20 protein-coding genes and 1 pseudogene are annotated in these 17,803 nt (G+C 41.3%); 3 read left to right on the top strand and 18 right to left on the bottom strand.

Annotation, left to right across the window (positions count from 1 at the left end; genetic code table 11):
* Window positions 1-20: 20 nt before the first annotated feature.
* The 6 genes from rbsC to HNY42_RS13675 all read right to left on the bottom strand — a co-directional run bounded on the left by rbsC (window position 21) and on the right by HNY42_RS13675 (window position 5,217).
* Complete coding sequence (rbsC, locus tag HNY42_RS13650) at window positions 21-989, bottom strand: ABC transporter permease subunit (RefSeq protein WP_114595133.1); 969 nt, start codon at window positions 987-989, stop codon at window positions 21-23.
* Window position 990: 1 nt separating this feature from the next.
* Window positions 991-2,469 (bottom strand): sugar ABC transporter ATP-binding protein, encoded by a 1,479-nt coding sequence (locus HNY42_RS13655; RefSeq protein WP_188004655.1) that lies wholly within the window; start codon window positions 2,467-2,469, stop codon window positions 991-993.
* A 14-nt stretch (window positions 2,470-2,483) separates the two neighbouring features.
* Complete coding sequence (gene rbsD, locus HNY42_RS13660) at window positions 2,484-2,873, bottom strand: D-ribose pyranase (RefSeq protein WP_131502180.1); 390 nt, start codon at window positions 2,871-2,873, stop codon at window positions 2,484-2,486.
* Window positions 2,870-3,748, bottom strand: coding sequence for a ribokinase (gene rbsK / locus HNY42_RS13665; RefSeq protein ID WP_188004656.1), 879 nt, complete (start codon window positions 3,746-3,748; stop codon window positions 2,870-2,872). The genes rbsD and rbsK overlap by 4 nt, the downstream gene beginning before the upstream one ends.
* Window positions 3,745-4,725 carry a LacI family DNA-binding transcriptional regulator gene (locus HNY42_RS13670; RefSeq protein ID WP_188004657.1) on the bottom strand — a complete coding sequence of 327 codons (981 nt, stop codon included), beginning with the start codon at window positions 4,723-4,725 and terminating at the stop codon, window positions 3,745-3,747. Before HNY42_RS13670 ends, rbsK begins: the two co-directional genes overlap by 4 nt.
* A gap of 147 nt (window positions 4,726-4,872) precedes the next feature.
* Window positions 4,873-5,217, bottom strand: coding sequence for a hypothetical protein (locus HNY42_RS13675; RefSeq protein ID WP_188004658.1), 345 nt, complete (start codon window positions 5,215-5,217; stop codon window positions 4,873-4,875).
* A gap of 136 nt (window positions 5,218-5,353) precedes the next feature.
* Here HNY42_RS13675 and HNY42_RS13680 point away from each other — a divergent pair, with 136 nt between their 5' ends.
* The gene (locus HNY42_RS13680) at window positions 5,354-5,674 is read left to right on the top strand and encodes a hypothetical protein (protein ID WP_131972318.1); all 321 of its coding nucleotides are present in this window, start codon (window positions 5,354-5,356) and stop codon (window positions 5,672-5,674) included.
* 314 nt (window positions 5,675-5,988) lie between these two features.
* Here the strand turns inward: HNY42_RS13680 and HNY42_RS13685 are convergent, their stop codons facing one another.
* The 7 genes and pseudogenes from HNY42_RS13685 to HNY42_RS13715 form a co-directional block, all read right to left on the bottom strand.
* The gene (locus HNY42_RS13685) at window positions 5,989-6,237 is read right to left on the bottom strand and encodes a hypothetical protein (RefSeq protein WP_214765746.1); all 249 of its coding nucleotides are present in this window, start codon (window positions 6,235-6,237) and stop codon (window positions 5,989-5,991) included.
* A 19-nt stretch (window positions 6,238-6,256) separates the two neighbouring features.
* On the bottom strand, window positions 6,257-7,159 hold the full coding sequence (locus HNY42_RS13690) for an acyl-ACP desaturase (protein ID WP_188004659.1): 903 nt from the start codon (window positions 7,157-7,159) through the stop codon (window positions 6,257-6,259).
* A 352-nt stretch (window positions 7,160-7,511) separates the two neighbouring features.
* A pseudogene (locus HNY42_RS13695) lies at window positions 7,512-7,634 on the bottom strand (hypothetical protein); the annotation flags it as partial.
* A gap of 140 nt (window positions 7,635-7,774) precedes the next feature.
* Entirely contained in the window at window positions 7,775-9,211 is a 1,437-nt protein-coding gene (locus tag HNY42_RS13700; RefSeq protein ID WP_188004660.1) for a toll/interleukin-1 receptor domain-containing protein, read from the bottom strand.
* Window positions 9,212-9,385: 174 nt separating this feature from the next.
* Window positions 9,386-9,919 (bottom strand): hypothetical protein, encoded by a 534-nt coding sequence (locus HNY42_RS13705; RefSeq protein WP_188004661.1) that lies wholly within the window; start codon window positions 9,917-9,919, stop codon window positions 9,386-9,388.
* Between the two features lies 1 nt (window position 9,920).
* Window positions 9,921-10,199, bottom strand: a complete 279-nt coding sequence (locus HNY42_RS13710; RefSeq protein WP_188004662.1) for a hypothetical protein — start codon at window positions 10,197-10,199, stop codon at window positions 9,921-9,923.
* A 44-nt stretch (window positions 10,200-10,243) separates the two neighbouring features.
* Entirely contained in the window at window positions 10,244-10,852 is a 609-nt protein-coding gene (locus tag HNY42_RS13715) for a recombinase family protein (protein WP_188004663.1), read from the bottom strand.
* 220 nt (window positions 10,853-11,072) lie between these two features.
* Between HNY42_RS13715 and HNY42_RS13720 the strand changes: the two genes are divergently transcribed.
* Window positions 11,073-11,336 carry a hypothetical protein gene (locus HNY42_RS13720; protein ID WP_188004664.1) on the top strand — a complete coding sequence of 88 codons (264 nt, stop codon included), beginning with the start codon at window positions 11,073-11,075 and terminating at the stop codon, window positions 11,334-11,336.
* Window positions 11,337-11,825: 489 nt separating this feature from the next.
* Complete coding sequence (locus HNY42_RS13725) at window positions 11,826-12,998, top strand: hypothetical protein (protein WP_188004665.1); 1,173 nt, start codon at window positions 11,826-11,828, stop codon at window positions 12,996-12,998.
* Between the two features lie 59 nt (window positions 12,999-13,057).
* Here HNY42_RS13725 and HNY42_RS16390 read toward each other — a convergent pair whose 3' ends face one another.
* The 5 genes from HNY42_RS16390 to tpiA form a co-directional block, all read right to left on the bottom strand.
* Entirely contained in the window at window positions 13,058-13,204 is a 147-nt protein-coding gene (locus HNY42_RS16390) for a hypothetical protein (protein ID WP_370528944.1), read from the bottom strand.
* Between the two features lie 44 nt (window positions 13,205-13,248).
* Window positions 13,249-13,965, bottom strand: coding sequence for a tyrosine-type recombinase/integrase (locus HNY42_RS13730; protein WP_255508355.1), 717 nt, complete (start codon window positions 13,963-13,965; stop codon window positions 13,249-13,251).
* 166 nt (window positions 13,966-14,131) lie between these two features.
* Window positions 14,132-15,424 carry a phosphopyruvate hydratase gene (eno, locus tag HNY42_RS13735; protein WP_114595125.1) on the bottom strand — a complete coding sequence of 431 codons (1,293 nt, stop codon included), beginning with the start codon at window positions 15,422-15,424 and terminating at the stop codon, window positions 14,132-14,134.
* Between the two features lie 73 nt (window positions 15,425-15,497).
* On the bottom strand, window positions 15,498-17,045 hold the full coding sequence (gpmI, locus tag HNY42_RS13740; protein WP_188004666.1) for a 2,3-bisphosphoglycerate-independent phosphoglycerate mutase: 1,548 nt from the start codon (window positions 17,043-17,045) through the stop codon (window positions 15,498-15,500).
* The gene (gene tpiA, locus HNY42_RS13745) at window positions 17,046-17,798 is read right to left on the bottom strand and encodes a triose-phosphate isomerase (protein WP_026827585.1); all 753 of its coding nucleotides are present in this window, start codon (window positions 17,796-17,798) and stop codon (window positions 17,046-17,048) included.
* Between the last annotated feature and the right edge of the window lie 5 nt (window positions 17,799-17,803).

Consider the following 17,803-nt stretch of genomic DNA (forward strand, 5'->3'; position numbering starts at 1 on the left):
TCCTCCTTTTGGATGGTAAATCACGTAGTTTGTTTCCGGTCCGCGAGTACCGCGAACAGGATGACGAGCCCTTTGACGACAAGCTGGAAGAAGGACGAGACACCAAGCAGGTTCAGTCCGTTGTTGAGTGTCCCGATAATCAAGGCACCGATCAACGTCCCGACGATCCAACCGCGTCCGCCGGATAAGCTTGTTCCACCAAGGACGACCGCTGCGATCGCATCGAGTTCGTACGATGTTCCGGCTGTCGGTTGCGCCGAGTTTAGACGCGACGTCAAGATGATTCCAGCAAGTGCTGCCATTAAACCAGACAGCGAGTAGATCAAAATCTTTACTTTGTTGACTTGAATCCCCATCAGTTTTGCAGCTTCTTCGTTACCGCCGATCGCATACGTGTAACGCCCGAACGTCGTTTTCTTCAGGATGAAGTACAGAACGCCAAAGGCAATCAACATCGTGACGACCGGAACCGGGAAGATCCAAATGTAGCCGCGGCCGAATAATTCGAACCAGCCACCCTGGCTAAGTCCCGTAATCGGCTTCCCGTCCGTATAGACGAGTGTCAGACCACGGAAGATCGTCATCGTCGCGAGTGTCGCGATGAATGGTGCGACTTTCCCGAGTGAGATGACCATTCCGTTTAAAGCCCCCATGATCGCGCCGACGATCAAACCGGCAAGCACGGCGAGAATCGCGGACGTTCCGTCGGTCATCAGACCGGCGACGAACGCGGATGACAAGGCGAGGATCGAACCGACCGATAAGTCGATTCCGCCCGTTAAGATGACGAACGTCATCCCGAAAGCAATCAAGGCATTGATCGAAACTTGGCGTAAGATGTTAAATAAGTTATTAAGCGTTAAAAAGTCCGGTTCCATGATCGAAACGACGAGAATGATAGCGAACAGTCCGGCGAGCGGACCAAGCTTTTGACCAATCCCGAGTCGTCTCGGTTTCTTTTCTGTCAGTTTCCCTTGCATCAATTCCATGTCATTGTCCTCCTGTCGCAAGCGTCATGATACTCTCTTGCGTTGCCTCTTCTTGATTGAGCATGCCGCTCATTTGCCCTTCACGCATTACATAGACGCGGTCGCTCATACCGAGGATTTCCGGCAGATCCGAACTGATCATGATGATTGCGACACCCGATGCGGCCAGTTCGTTCATAATCATATAAATCTCTTTTTTCGCCCCGACGTCGACACCACGTGTCGGTTCGTCGAGAATCAGGACATCCGGTTTTGTTCCGAGCCATTTCGCGAGGACGACCTTTTGCTGGTTTCCACCGGACAAGGATTTTGCCGGTTGATCCATCGAGCTGTGCCGGACAGATAACGACTTCAGATACCCTTCCGCGAACTGCCGCTCCGATTGATCGGAGATGACACCGGACTTCGATAACGACCGGATTGTCGGCAAGGAGATGTTTTCCCGGAGTGAAAAATCGAGGAACAATCCTTCGCCTTTTCGGTCTTCCGTCAAGAAGCCGAGTCCCTGTTTGATCGCATCGTGCGGTGATTTGATTTTGACGACGTTGCCGTTTAAGCTGATCGTCCCTGCTTTCATCCGGTCGACCCCGAACAAGCCGCGCATGACTTCTGTCCGTCCTGCGCCCATCAAGCCGGAAAAACCGACGATTTCACCGGCCCGGACTGAAAATGACACGTCTTCAAACCGTTTGCCGGTTGCGCCTGTGACTTCGAGAACCGTCTGACCGAGTGTCACTTGCCGCTCCGGATAGCGTTCGCCCATCTCGCGTCCGACCATTTCGCGGACGATCTGTTCAAATGAGGTGTCGGCAATCCGGTGGGTCGAGACAGAGACACCGTCCCGTAACACCGTGATCCGGTCACACAGTTCGAAGATTTCTTCCATCCGGTGTGAGATATAGACGATCGAGACTCCTTGACCCCGCAATGCCGTCGCGACACTGAACAAGGCGCGGATTTCACGCTCTGTCAAAGCGGCCGTCGGCTCATCCATGATGATGACCTTCGCGTCCGTCATCAAGGCTTTGGCGATTTCAATCATCTGCTGTTGTCCGACCGATAACGTCCGGGCGAGCTGATTCACGTCCATGAAGACATTTAATTCTGCCAGTTCGCGTTCAGCGAGCCGTTTCATTTCCGCCTGTTTCAGGACACCAAATCGGGATTTCAGTTCCCGTCCGAGAAACAGATTTTCAGTGACCGTTAAGTCCGGTAAGATATTCAGTTCCTGGTGGATGAAGGCAATTCCCGCTTCTTCCGCCAGTTTTGGATTTTTATACTGCTGTTCGACGCCGTCGACGAGAATCGTTCCTTGATCGGCTTTATGAACACCGGTCAAAATTTTCATAAGTGTCGATTTTCCGGCACCGTTCTCTCCCATCAAGGCATGAATCTCACCGGTCGCGAGAGTGAAGTCGACTCCCTTCAAGACGGGAACGGGACCAAACGCTTTTGTGATACCTGTCATCTCAATTTGCATCGTACTTCCTCCCCTTAAAAAATGACGCCGGCGTGTAAGATGACGTTCGCATACGGTGTCGCTTCACCCGTCCGGATGATGACTTTCGCCTGCTTCGTCAATTCCTTGAATGCTTCGTGCGATACATAGTCTTGCGGTACGTCGAGTTTCGTTACGGCCTCGAGTGCAACCGAATTAGCTTCTTTGATTTCTGTCGCCAGTGTCACCTGTTCGACGGCCATATCGTCGGCAACGATCCGAACAACATCGACGAACGATGGCGTTCCGAGTTCAAGTGCCAAATCAATCCGTGCTACACCGGCCGGAATCGGCAGACCGCAGTCGGCAATGACGATTGTATCGGTATGACCAAGATCGGCTAAGACTTTACTGATCTGACTGTTTAAAATACCGTGTCGTTTCATGCTTCAACCTCCATCTGTTCACGTGTCGGCATCCCGCCTTGTGCGCCAAGCGCGCGGACGGACATACCGGCTGCTTTATTGGCAAAGCGAATCGCTTCCGTTAAGGTTGCACCGTCGGTCAGGCTGACCGCGAGTGCACCGTTGAACGTATCACCGGCACCTGTCGTATCAACGACGTCCGTCTTGATCGCAGGGACCGTCACGATCGCCTCCCCGTCATAAAAGCGGGCACCCCGGCTGCCTTCCGTCACGATCAATTTATTCGGGTATTGCGTCAACCAATGTTCGAGCGGTTGCTGTTGTCCGAAGATCAAACCGCATTCATGTTCATTTGGTGTCAAATACGTCACGTCTGCAAGTAACTCGTCATCAAGCACGATGGCTGGCGCCGGATTCAAGACGACGGGAATGCCGTGTGTCTTGCCGTAACGCGCCACCTGTTTGACGGTCGCGAGCGGAATTTCGAGCTGTAACAAAATCATGTCTGCCTGACCAAGCAGGCTGTCGAGTTGATTCTCGTCATAGACGACCGCTAAGTTCGCCGACTGGACGACGACAATCGAGTTGTCACCTTCTGCGAGCGTGATGTGGGCCGTTCCGGTCCGTTCATCCGCAATCGTCTGCAGATGGGTCGTCCCGACGTGCTCTGTCTCGAAGTTCTGACGAATCGCCACGCCGTTCGCATCGTCGCCGACACAGCCGACCATTTCGACGTGACCGCCGAGGCGGGCAATCGCAACTGCCTGGTTCGCCCCCTTGCCTCCCGGTACCGTATGGAAAGCGGATCCGATGACCGTTTCGCCTGCTGAGGGACGACGATCGCTTTCGACGACTAAGTCCATCGAGATACTTCCGACTACACTGATTTGTTTCATAACTGTTCATCCTTCCGCTTCGTTGTTTCCCGTTCAATGACTTCGACCATCAATTCGTGATGGACGGCTGCAATCTCATTTCCTTCAATCCGTTGAATCAACAGCTTCGCTGCCAGTTCGCCCATCTGATAAATCGGTTGGGCAATGGTCGTCAGTGGCGGCGAAATCATCTGACCGAGTTCAATTCCGTCATAGCCGATGATTTGCAACTGCTCCGGAATCGCGATTCCCCGCTCCGCTGCAACCTGAATCGTCGCCGCTGCGATGACATCGTTTGCTGCGAAAATTCCGTTGCAGTCGTAATGGTCAAATAAGTAGTTGGCTGCTCCGAGCGCCCCCTGGAAATGAAACGGCGACTCGATGCTTGCGACCAGATGTTTACCGGCAATTTCTTCAAATCCGTCACGCCGCTTGCGGATCGTTGGTAATTTCGAAGGACCGCTGATGACGACCAGTTCGGTTGCCCCGTGATCAAGCAGAAACTGGGCGGCTTTTTTCCCGCCGTCATGCCCGTTTGAGGTCACTGTCGGAATCGCTCCCTGTAACACACGGTCCAGGGCGACGATCGGTACTTCAAGTTTTTCGTAGTTCGGATTGTTCGAATAGTTAGTTGTGATGATCAATCCGTCAACATGCATCGCTTCGAGCGATTGAATATATTCTTGTTCTTTCTGAAACTGTTCGTCTGTGTTACACAAAATCACCTGAAATCCGTGTTGATGTGCCATATCTTCCACAGCACGTGCCAGTTGCGGAAAAAACGGGTTTGTGATGTCAGGTACGATCAAACCGATCAATCCGGATCGTTTTTGAAACAACGACCGGGCGACCCGGTTTGGTCGGTAGTCCAGCTGCTTAATCGCTTGCAGGACGGCTGTTCTTGCTTTTTCGCTGACGTATCCTTTTTCATTCATGACACGCGATACCGTCGCGACGGATACATTGGCCACTTTCGCTACTTCCCGGATGGTCGACATGTTCGCCACCTCTTTCTTTTGATAACGCTTACAATATGTATCATATTGTGTAACCGGTTACACATCAATCCTTTTTACGAAAATATATTTTATTTTTTTCGGAATGCAACAAAAAAAGTCCTGATAAACGTTGCAGCAGAACGTTTGTCAGGACTTTTTCGAATGATTCGGATGACGCTTTTCATAAAACCGGCGAAACAATGCTATCAGAAATGCTAGAATCGCGAGTGGCTCCAGCAAATAAATCAGTAAAAATGTAATATCAATGATGGCATCTTCCGGATTATAGCGAAGAATATAGATAGCTCCCGGCAACAAAGCAATCAGACCCGTCACTCCAAGGAGCGTACCGAGAATCATGCTTTGGCGTGAGAAACGGCTCGTAATTTGAAACAGTCCGATAAAGAAGATCAGTTCTGTAAAATAGATGATGCGCAACTGAATATCGTCCATCGTGGGGTCCAGACCCAAAAACAAGTAACGAAACAGCATCTCCATCCCCCCCTACCTCTTTCTGTACCCGGTTATCCGCTCCCTTAATGCCCTGATTCCAGTTTATCTGCATATCCTATCTGACTTTAGGGAATAGCTTGATAGTAACAGTACTTTTAGAAAGTTGGGGGTTCGTATGAAAGAAGATCATTCGATGAAAGTCGTCAGTTGTTTAAACGATTTTTTTCAACGGAACGAAGAACCACTACAGGTCGACTTATTACGAGGCCTTCCGCCCGTCGTATTATTATTAAAAGATGAGGCCAAACGGTCTTTTACAGCGGAAGAAAATCTTCATGACGAATTGCTCAGTGACATTAAACGGTTGGTGCAGGAATGTCTAGATCCACAGACATTACGTGAACTCGATATCGATGCCGATTTACCCGAGTTTTTCGTCACGCGTGCTCCGCTCTATTCGGCACATCATTACCTCGTTACGTTTATCGAGGACTGATTTATACAGCTTTCATTTTCTGATCACGGGATTCGACAAGACGTCGAATCCCGTTTTTTTTGCTTTTCTATGTAAGGAGTATCAAGCATTTCATGCGACTCCTACAGGAAAAAGCGCAAGTCCGCTTGCGCTGTCGAGACCCGTTTGTGTCTCGCCTGAGGAAAGTGCGTGAAAAAAGCGTGATACTTGAAAAACCTATACGATCCCATTTCACCTCAGAAAAGAAAGAAAATAGCTAATTTCACCTGATACTCAATATAAAAAAACAGCCCTCCGCAATCGGAAGGCTGTCGACTCAAATAATACATCGATGCTTAATTTTCAACTTCAAGAATCGCTTCGATTTCTGCTTCGACTTCTTTATTCACCATCTGCGAACGTTTTTTTCTCAATTCAAGATCCATTTCTTGATCAATGAACTCGTTCGTATGCTTGTCAAAGCAGCTGTAGCAGATCGGGTAAAAGTCTTTTTCTTCTGTCTTCAAAGAATTGAATTCCCATGTGTTCAGTTCCAAATAACTGACTTGGTTCTTCGTCTCTTTTCCGCATATTTCGCACGTCATGTTTTTAGTGCTCCCTTCCTTATGCATCAATCTTCGTTTTTGCTTCTTGACGGTCCTTGATCCGTTTCAAACGCCCGTGATATTTCATGATGTTCGCTTGTGACTGTTTCGCTTCTTCGGTTGTAGGTTGCAGGTTCTCAATATCCCAGTATTTCACGACGACATCTAATACTTGGTCAAAGTATTGGAGTGGTCCGTAGTTTGTATCAATTGCAATCGTCTTCATACGCTCGGTAAAGTCCGGCATGATCGCACCCGGCATTGAGAAATTGATGATGACGTCTTCAAAGAACACGATGAAGTTCGGATCGAGTTCAAGGTGCGCTTTCACCGTGTCACGGTAGAACGCATAATGAAGAGCTTCGTCTTTTGCCAAACGGCGGAGCAGTGTCGCCAAGTCTTTATCATGCGCACCGGCCACTCGTGCTACGTTGTTATAGAAAACGAGTGTCGCAAGCTCTTGCAACGACGTATACGCCATAGTCGCTAATGGATTCGTGAAGTCCGGGAACCAGCCGCTTTCAACGACGCGTCTTCTTAACTGATGCAACCGTGTCGGATTGACGTTTCGCGTCACGAGTAAATACGTTTCCAGTAAGCTCGAATGCTGGTCTTCTTCCGCTGTCCACGTACGGACGAAATCATTGATGACTTCCATCGAGTTTTTAAACGTGTAATCCAAGTGCGACGTATACCAAGGTAAGTTCACTTCTGTCAGTAATGCCGTTTCCACGGCAACGATGACACCTTCCGGAAGCGTGACTTGACTCTCCTCCCAAGGAACGCGTTTAAACGACATCGCCTTGTCCCATGGAATGAATTCGTGATAACTCCAATCAATATTGGCTGAACGCTCCTTATGTAAGCGATACAATTCTTTAATGCGTGGTTCTAAGCGTATATCTAAATCTGAATTTAACATGATCATTTCTCCTTTAGATGTTTTTTGAACCTTCACCCGTTCAAATGTATTTAAGCCTTATAATGATTGTGCTTAAACTTATTTATAACTATAACATTTTAATGACCAGGTAGTAAAAGAAAGGTCTCATAAATTTGATTTTTTACCCCTTGGAATTGAATGGCGTTGGTATGTACTCAATGGCAAAACCATTTGTTTTGAATCATTTCTGATGTCAGATCGAATTCAACTTCTTTTACTCAATGAATCATGAACACAAAAAACCTCCTATTCGTGTGCGGATCGCACACATGAATAGGAGGTTTCGGCTGTACAGTGAATGTACAACACACGTTAAATTATCAACCTGGAATTACTTCTTGAGGTTGTAGAATGATTTGATTCCGTCGTAGACAGCAACGTCTGAAAGCATGTCTTCGATGCGGAGAAGTTGGTTGTATTTCGCGATACGGTCTGTACGTGAAAGTGAACCAGTAATTAATCAAAAAATTACTTAATGATTATGCCTCACCTAACTATTTATGAATATCTGTATAGCTAAATTTACTATAACATAATTTACTAACAATTTTCCCCGTTTATCAAACAATTGAGAATAATAGAAAGCATAAATCTTTAAGGCATTGAACAGATTTCTTCTGGATTTATTATAGCCGTTAATCTTGAAATTTCATAATGAAAATCAAACATAGGAATAGATATTTGATTAGTAGCATTAATCATTTGTTTTAGTTCATCAGATGAATCTACATCAAAAAGGTACTTGGCTTTTTTAAAGTGCCGTGTTGATTTTAATTTTGTTAATATCTTTAGATTGTTTCTTTTTTTATATATCGCAGTTTTAGGTAACCATAACTTTGTATCAGGTTCTTTTACTTTTTGTAGTAATGATATATAGAAGAGTATGAGATCTGCTTCTAATAATGCATTTAAATACTTATCATTTGCTCTTTCTTTAATTAAAGTAGAGGAAGGACTTACCAAATTTAATTGAAGTCTTTCAGACCTTTTTTCTAAAGAACTTAAATGAAAATTAAAGTTTATAAACTTTATATGATCTTTATGATAATACTCTGATGCAGTTTGATACTCTGAATCAAGTAGTTCGCGTGTCATCAAAAATTTTTTTTGTTGAAGTAAAATGGAGATTGTATAAAGAAATGTTTCCTTAACCATAAATTTATAATGTTGGTAGTGGGACGAATTGTATGATTCAAGGTTTTCCGGTTGTATAAATGAATACATTTTTTCAAAAAACTCAATCAAATCGTCTGTTTCAATTGTTTCAGAAGAAATCATTATTTCTAAAGCTTCAATATAATCATCTCTAAGAGGATCAAAAAGATTTATTTTTTCATATATTTCCTCATCAATATGCTTCCCTTCTTCTACAACGTCTATTTTTAAGAGTTTTAATGATGCCCAAAATTCTACGGCAAATGTAAACCACAAACTTTTAAGTCTTTTAGGATTAGAAATTTCTGCTTTTTTAATTTGCCTAATAACATTTTTAGTACTAAAATATGGTTTTTCTTCTTCAGTAATATAACTTGGTGGTGTCCCTATTGGAGGTTTTTGGTACAAAGGAACTTGAAAAATATTCCTTACTAATTGCTCATAGTTTTTTTCAAAATGTTCTTCTTCTGACAAGTCTATGTACATCCTTGACTTAATATAACTTGGTACAAAATCCTTACCTGTTTCATCTCTTTCTGAAATTATTGGAATAAATTTTTCTTGTTTAATATCATTAAAAACTTCCGGAGTTATTATTTGAGATTCAGTTCCTACGCCACCATCTCTATTATTCGCTTTCTTTTTGTAACCTTCGTCACAAATTATTAGAACTTTATCAATTTTTTCAGAATCTGATACCATTTTCTCCATGAAAGCATAGATATCATGACCTTCTTTTAGATGCCATTTATCATATATTACTTCGACTCCATTTTCAGTTAATCTAGTCGCTAAATCATGAACCCATTCCTCATGTTGAGTGGTAGTCCAACTATATGATATAAAAACTTTCGGTGTTTTTAATGCAGTCCTCATATTTCAACCTCCCATTTAATAAAACAATAACCATTTTTCTTCTTCAATTTGCCGATAATGATTATTGTACAAAAAATAAAAGCACTCTGTATCTTAGGCACAAAGCACTCTTATTTTTAAATCAATTTTTATAATTTATTTATCTTAATTTTAACAAATATTTAATTTCAATAATTAGTCATCATTATTTTCTATATCTTCCCACTCTTGGTATACCCTAATCACTGCTCTATATCTTGAAGTTAAAACATTTGTATATGTATCGTCTTTAGTATCTTCAACCCATTGTTTTATTTCTTGTTTATAATTCTTTTTAAATCTTTTTTGATCGATCTTTTTATCTATATACTGACCACAAGCGTTCTCATATGCATTCCAACTGTTCTCAAGACATGTGCTTAAATGTAGTATGTGAGCATTAAGCAAATCTTCTTGAGCACTATTTAAATTTTCTGGAAGTTCGGATTTACATTTCGCAAGCTGAATACCACTGTTAAGATAATTTTGTTTGGAATTATTAATTCTATCACTAACTGCATTTTCTAGTGCTCCCATTGAAATATCATTTGCTTGCTTAGAATTTAAATTTGCTTCAATAGAGAGTGCTTTGTTTTTTCTTGCGATATACATTGTTATTGCTGTTGTAACTATTGAAATAATAACAGCAATAATAGATATGGTTAAATTCACTTTTTCTGAATAAGTCAAATTACTTCCCCCGATTGATTAATTCATACATATAGTTAACGAACTTAATATACTCTTTATTATCTGATTCTTTCAAAAAATAGTATTGTCCATCTTCAAAGCCAGTTATACAATTCTCAATATTACTCACAATCTTAAGTTTTGTACCAACGTCAATTAATTCCCCACTATCAAAAGTAGAACTGTTTATTTCTTGAACTATTTCTTGTGCCTTATTGTAAGTAGGTAAGTTTTTTAATTGATCTGCATACTTTTTCCCTAATTCTTCTACAGTAGCCATATTAACAACTCCGATTTCCTTTTTTTTATTTATATTAACATATTTTAATAGGAAAAATTATTATCAATTTCTTCTTTTCTTTTTTTTCTTTCCCTGTATAAAGTTGATCTACTAATTTTAGTTATCTCCTCAATTTGTTTCACTGTCATGCCATTGACCGATCTTTTTTCAAATAAATTTAAGGCATGATTTAAAGCATTATTTTTTTCGGTATATTTTTTAGGTCTTCCTTTATAAACTCCTCGTTTCTTTGCTTCTTGAATACCTTCTAATTGTCTTTCGCGAATCATATCAGCTTCAAATTCAGCTATACCTGATAAAACTGTAATCATTAACTTCCCAATTGCTTTACTAGTGTCTATTCGATCTCCGCCCATATTTAAAACAATTAATGCTACACCTTTTTGATTTAATTCTTCAATTGTACTTAAAGCGTCTTTAGTACTTCTAGCAAATCTATCTAGCTTCGTTACAACAATTGAATCTCCTTGTTTTACTGTTTGAAGCAAGATACGAAGCTGTTGCCTTCCTTCTTTTTGGCGACCGCTTACTTTTTCACTAAAAATTTTCTCGCACTCAACATCTTCAAGTTGATTTATTTGTGCATCTAAATTCTGACCAGCTGATGATACTCTTGCATATCCGTATTTCAAAAAAACACGCTCCTTTTTTGATACATGTATATGAAACACCATTACCTTAAGTATAACGTTATAGTCTTTTTGTATCAATAGGGTGTAGTCATTTGACACAAGCATAAAAATAAATGACATAAATAGTTATTTCTTCTTTTATTTTCAATTAGATTGTTATATAATGTATCTTTTTACCTCTTTTAGATTTATACTCATACACAAGGGAGGTGAAATAAACATGACTACCAAGAAAAAAGTTAGTGCTGAAAGTATTATAGATAATTTTGATAAATTTGAGTTATTGAAACCTGTTTCTGAATTTTCTACTCTCGCTTACTCATTTGACTATAATAATGAACCTGGACAAATTAATATCTTTTTCGAGAATGATACTATCGTAAACGTTCATTTATTGTTTGATAACGGGGAAACTATTACTGAATTTAGAAACGATCCAAAACTGCGGACTCTAGCAAAACAAATTTTGTCTTCTATAAAATAAATGTAATCAATAATAAGTAAGCCGATACTATATTTATTATCTACAAATAAATATTTCATAGTAGTAATAAAAGAATAGTTTTATTTAATTTCTGCTCACGGTGTGCTCACGTAAGAACCGGCTCAATTGAGCCGGTTCTAGTCTATTGTTCACGGGAGAAAATAAAACGACTCTGAATTTGGACTTAGAACTGCCTATGACTCTAAACACCTAACTGTCTAACTTAATGGTCAATAGTACTCCCCTATTTACTTTGTAATAACGAACTACCAACTTGCTATCGCAAGTTCTTCTTTTTGACCAAGCTTCGTGTCAATTTTTCGCTTCGCAAAAAGATTAACACTGCGTTGCTCGCCAAAAAGAAGCAAAAAGCGAGCATTCAACACTTATTTTCATTATTTTTGTGCAAGATCATCTTTAATATAAAAAATAAATATATATTATAAGTGAATTTGCACAGTTAACACTAATTTGAAAGGACATAAATAAATGCAGAAAGAATATACTATATCGCAGGCTGTTAATAAATATGGAACATCAAAACAAAAACAGAGCTTTGAACTTAAATTAGAAAAAGGGGACAGAAATCTTAATGTAAATGTTCTCGAAAGCATACTAAAGGTCATTGAAACACATTATGAAGAAGTTAAAGTTGAAGGACGGGGAAGTAAAAGAATAATTATCTGTAATCATAAAAGAGAAATTCCATTGGTTAAACAAGATAACAGAAGAAATAACGGTAAGTGGACTGTACCTTATACAGCTAATATAGATGTCCAAATTATAAAAATTGTTAAAGAAGGTATTTGCTTAGAGCGTCCTCGAACTTTAACTGATTGGTCTCATTATTTCGGATTAATCAACTCAAAAGAACTAAACCTCTTTCGATCAAAATTTGACACACATAGATATGATCTATTAATTAAAGATTTAATCTCCTCGTCGACTTTGCAGATAGGTGAAGAAAAAGTTATTGATGATTTTTCTTCATATCTATTAATGATAAGAGATCAAGTTCACAGTAGTTTAAAAAGATTAAAGAAAATAAACGCTTTAGATATCTTAGAGATTTTTAACGGAAAAACTTCTACTACTAATAAATCTATTCTGATTAGTAAAGACACATACAATAAAGTTGAAGAATTAAAAGCTAAATTAATGAAGGAATTTGATATTACAAACTTTAATTTAGTTGTTCATTCTAAAGCTAAGAAGGTTATTGCTTATAAAAAGTCTCTAGCAGATAATATAAAAAAGATAAAAGATGAAAATGGTACCGTGCTCAACCTAGAGTATGTTTTCATGACTTATGAACTAAGTGCTTTTCCTAATAAAGATTTGTTATCAGTATTTTATAGAAAATACCCTGATAAAGTATCAATGTTGGATATTAAGGATGAACAAGAATTTTGGCAGAAAAATTATGAATCATATTTATTCAATCGTAAAAAGTATATTAATAATTCTGCTGAGAAGACAAGACAACGATATTTTATAAAAAAAATGCATGGTCCCGCTTATCCTGAATTAGGTGGTAAAGGGCGAGTACGGGGTCCACAATTAAGAGATTTTAAATACGACATACTTTATCACACTTTATTTTTTGAAGATGATTTTTTACCGCGTATTAATGCTCTTTCTAATTATTTTATAACTAAATAAAAACAATAAAACGCCCTTTTCAATTAATTTCAAAGTGGCGTTTTGTTGTTTTTAATAAATTATTTCATATTCATTAGCGGACTTGATTTAGAAGCCATTTCTATTATGTTTTCGGACTCTAATCCTTCTAAATATCTTTTTGTTACTTGTATATTTTCATGACCCGCAATTTTAGAACAGCTATACAAATCAAGTCCATTTCTCAAATTAGATTGGATAGCATAATGTCTTAGCGTATGCGGTGAACATCTTATTCTTGTCTAACGTCAGCATCCCTCCCTGCCTTCCTAACAATATTTTCTATCTGTACACCTGTTATAGGTCTTCCGCTTCGTGAGAGGAAGTAATTAGCATGCTCTAGTCTCTTATTAATAAAGTATGATTGCTTAATCCGCTCATAACGAATCATGTACTTTTTTAAAATTAAACTAATAGGGACAAATCTCCATTTAGCTCCTTTACCAAAAATGTTCATAGTAGTATCGTGAACGAAATCAGACTGTAAATTTATTAATTCGCTCATTCTAATACCAGTGTCAGCAAACATGGCAACAATTACTTTATTTCTAGCATTTAAAAAGTTTTTAAAATCATACGACTCAATCATTTTTGAAACTTCTTGATCTGTAAAAGTCTTGATGATTGTTTTATCTTCCTTCAATAATTTTATTTTTGATAAGATATTAAATGAAATATATTCTTCTTGAACTAGATATACATAAAATGAACGAAGCGACTTGATGATTGTGTTGATATAAGACGCTTTATTTCCTATCTGTAAATGATACTGGATAAACTTTTTTACGTGCAGAGAAGAAATATCCTCAATATCCGTTATTTGATGTTGTTCATTCAGATAATTTACAAACTGGATAACGTTGTAGTTATAGGTTGAAATAGTCTGTTTTGAGTAGTTTCTAATTTTTAAATCAAACTCAAATTCTTTTAACAAATCAATCATCAACATAAAAAAAAACCTCCTATTAGTGTGTATACATCACACATAAATAGGAGGTTTTAGCTGTAATCGTTGTACGACTAAGTTCATTTTTCTGTATTACATAACTCAGAATCACTAAACCTATGCTGTACAACAAACTTCAGACCCATTTCAGATCATCATCAACCCAAAATTACTTCTTGAGGTTGTAGAATGATTTGATTCCGTCGTAGACAGCAACGTCTGAAAGCATGTCTTCGATGCGGAGAAGTTGGTTGTATTTCGCGATACGGTCTGTACGTGAAAGTGAACCAGTTTTGATTTGACCAGCGTTTGTCGCAACAGCGATGTCAGCGATTGTTGAATCTTCTGTTTCACCAGAACGGTGAGAAACAACTGCTGTGTAACCAGCTTTTTTCGCCATTTCGATTGCGTCGAATGTTTCAGTCAACGTACCGATTTGGTTAACTTTGATGAGGATCGAGTTCGCGATGCCTTTTTCGATACCTTCAGCGAGTTTCTCTGTGTTTGTTACGAACAAGTCATCACCAACGAGTTGGACTTTGTGTCCGATACGATCTGTAAGAAGTTTGTGGCCATCCCAGTCGTTTTCGTCACAGCCATCTTCGATTGAGATGATTGGGTATTTGTCAACGAGTTGTGCATAGAATTCAACAAGCTCTTCTGTTGTAAGGACTTTGCCTTCGCCAGCGAGGTTGTATTTTCCAGCTGCTTTATCGTAGAACTCAGAAGAAGCGACGTCCATAGCGAGGTAAACATCTTCGCCTGCTTTGTAGCCAGCTTTTTCGATTGCTTCAAGAATAACTGTGATTGCTTCTTCGTTTGATTTCAAGTTTGGAGCGAATCCACCCTCGTCACCGACTGCTGTGTTAAGACCCATTCCGCTAAGAACTGATTTCAACGCGTGGAAGATTTCAGCACCCATACGAAGAGCTTCTTTGAATGTTGGAGCTCCAACAGGCATGATCATGAACTCTTGGAAATCAACGTTGTTGTCAGCGTGTGATCCACCGTTGATGATGTTCATCATTGGAGTTGGCAATGTTTTCGCGTTGAATCCACCGAGGTACGTGTAAAGTGGAAGACCAAGCTCATCTGCAGCAGCACGTGCAGCAGCCATAGAAACACCAAGGATTGCGTTAGCGCCGAAGTTCCCTTTGTTTTTCGTACCGTCGAGGTCGATCATCTTTTTGTCGATTCCTGCTTGGTCGAAAACATCGTAACCGATGATTTCAGGTGCGATTTTTTCGTTGACGTTGTCAACTGCTTTTAAGACACCTTTACCGAGGTAACGTGATTTGTCGCCATCGCGAAGCTCAACTGCTTCGTGCTCACCAGTTGATGCGCCTGATGGGACGAGTGCGCGACCAAAGCCGCCGTCTTCTGTATATACTTCTACTTCTACTGTTGGGTTACCGCGTGAGTCAAGAATCTCGCGTGCATAAATCTCTGTAATCATTGACATTTAAATTCGCTCCTTTTTGTTTGAGAAAGATTAGTTTGTGGTGAGACAGTGACAAGTCGATCGATTGACGGGATTATTTCTTTAATACAATCGATTTCCCCGTCATTTCTGCCGGTTGATCTGCTCCGAGTAAATCGAGAACAGTTGGTGCCAAGTCTGCCAATACGCCAGTCAATGGCTCAAGGAGTTCGACGTCCTCGACCGTGACGATACATGGAACAGGTTCTGTCGTGTGAGCCGTCATCTTGCTACCATCGGCATTGAGGACTTTGTCCGCATTCCCGTGGTCGGCTGTGATGATGGCTGCGCCACCCTTGCTGAGAATCAAATCAACGACTTGTCCAAGACATTTATCTACCGCTTCGATCGCCTTCTTCGTCGGCTCGAGCATACCCGAGTGACCGACCATATCGGGATTGGCGAAGTTGAGGATAATTGCGTCATGTTCGTCCGAGTTGATTGCGTCAACGAGCGCTTCTGTGACTTCATAGACACTCATTTCCGGTTTCAAGTCGTATGTCGCGACTTTTGGAGACGGGATCAGAATCCGATTTTCTCCTTCGTACGGCTCTTCACGTTGACCGTTAAAGAAGAACGTGACGTGCGGGTACTTTTCAGTTTCCGCAATCCGCAATTGTTTAAGGCCTTGTTTCGATAACGTTTCACCGAGCGTATTTTTGATGTCTTCCGGTGGGAAGACGATGTCCGTATCAATCGCATCCGAGTACTTCGTCATCGAGACGAGCAGCAGGTTCTTCGGCGCATTGTCCGGCAATTCAAAACCATTGAAGCCTGTTTTTTCTTTATACGTCTTGGCGAGCTGAATCGCACGGTCCGGACGATAGTTGAAGAACATGATCGCATCGTTATCGTGGATCGGTGCTACTGGAGTACCGTCTTCCTGCACGACTACCGTTGGTTCAATGAACTCATCTGTAACGTCTGTTTTGTACGAAGCTTCGACCATCGCGATTGGGTCTTTTGTTGTCGGACCGTCTGCGAACGTGATGACGTCATAGACTTTCTTGACGCGTTCCCAGCGGTTGTCGCGGTCCATCGCATAATAACGACCAGAGACACTTGCGAATTGACCGACGTTTAACTCGTCCATCTTCGCTTGGGCATCACGGAGGAAACCGGCTCCTGATTGCGGATCACAATCGCGGCCATCCGTGAAGGCATGGAGATAGACTTTTTCGATTTCGTGAAGTTTTGCGAATTCAAGCACGGCATACAAGTGGTTGATGTGACTGTGGATTCCACCGTCAGAGACCAGACCGAAGATATGAAGGGCTGAACCGTATTTTTTCACGTGACCTGCCGCATCGTTCATCGCTTGACGCGAGAAGAACGAGCGATCCTTAATGGCATTGTTGATTCGGGATAGCGATTGGTAGACGACGCGACCTGCACCGATGTTCAAATGACCCACTTCTGAGTTCCCCATTTGACCTTCAGGCAAACCGACGTATTCTCCTTGCGCATTCAACAACGTATGCGGGTACTGTTCCCAGTACCGGTCGAAGTTCGGTTTGTTTGCTGCCGTGACAGCATTTCCGAACTCCTCGTCACGCATACCGAAACCATCAAGGATGATCAGTGCGACTGGACGTTTTTTCATTTAAATCGCCTCCAACAGTTTGAGGAACGATCCTGTCTCAAGACTTGCGCCACCAACTAAAGCACCGTCGATGTCAGGCTGAGCCATATATTCTTTGATGTTGTCCGGTTTGACACTGCCGCCGTACTGGATGCGGACTGCTTCTGCAGCTTCCGTACCGAATTCAGCTGCGATGACATCGCGAACGAATTTACAAGAATCTTGTGCATCTTGTTCTGTTGCTGATTTTCCTGTTCCGATTGCCCAGACAGGCTCATATGCGACAACAAGGTTTTTAACCTGATCGACTGTTAAGCCTTTCAAGCTGTTCGTTGTTTGTTCACGGATGACTGATTCGAATTTCCCGCCTTCGCGTTCTTCGAGTGTTTCACCGACACAAACGATTGGCACGATACCATGCTCAAATGCTTTTTTCGTTTTGCTGTTGATGAACGCATCTGTTTCTCCGAAATACTCACGACGTTCTGAGTGACCGAGGACGACGTATGTTACGCCAAGTTCTTTGAGCATCACTGGGCTGATTTCACCTGTGAATGCGCCGCTCTCTTGGTCATACATGTTTTGAGCGCCGATTTTCAGGTCCGTTCCAGCTGTCGCTTCTGTCAAGTGTGCAAGGAATACAGACGGTGCACAGACAGCCGCGTCGACTTTCGAAGAAGCGGGTACAGTTCCTTTGACTTCCTCAGCGAATGCCACAGCATCCTTGAGGGTAAGATTCATTTTCCAGTTACCTGCGATAATTGGTTTACGCATTGAAA

The sequence above is a fragment of the Exiguobacterium sp. Helios genome, assembly GCF_014524545.1.
GTDB lineage: Bacteria > Bacillota > Bacilli > Exiguobacteriales > Exiguobacteriaceae > Exiguobacterium_A.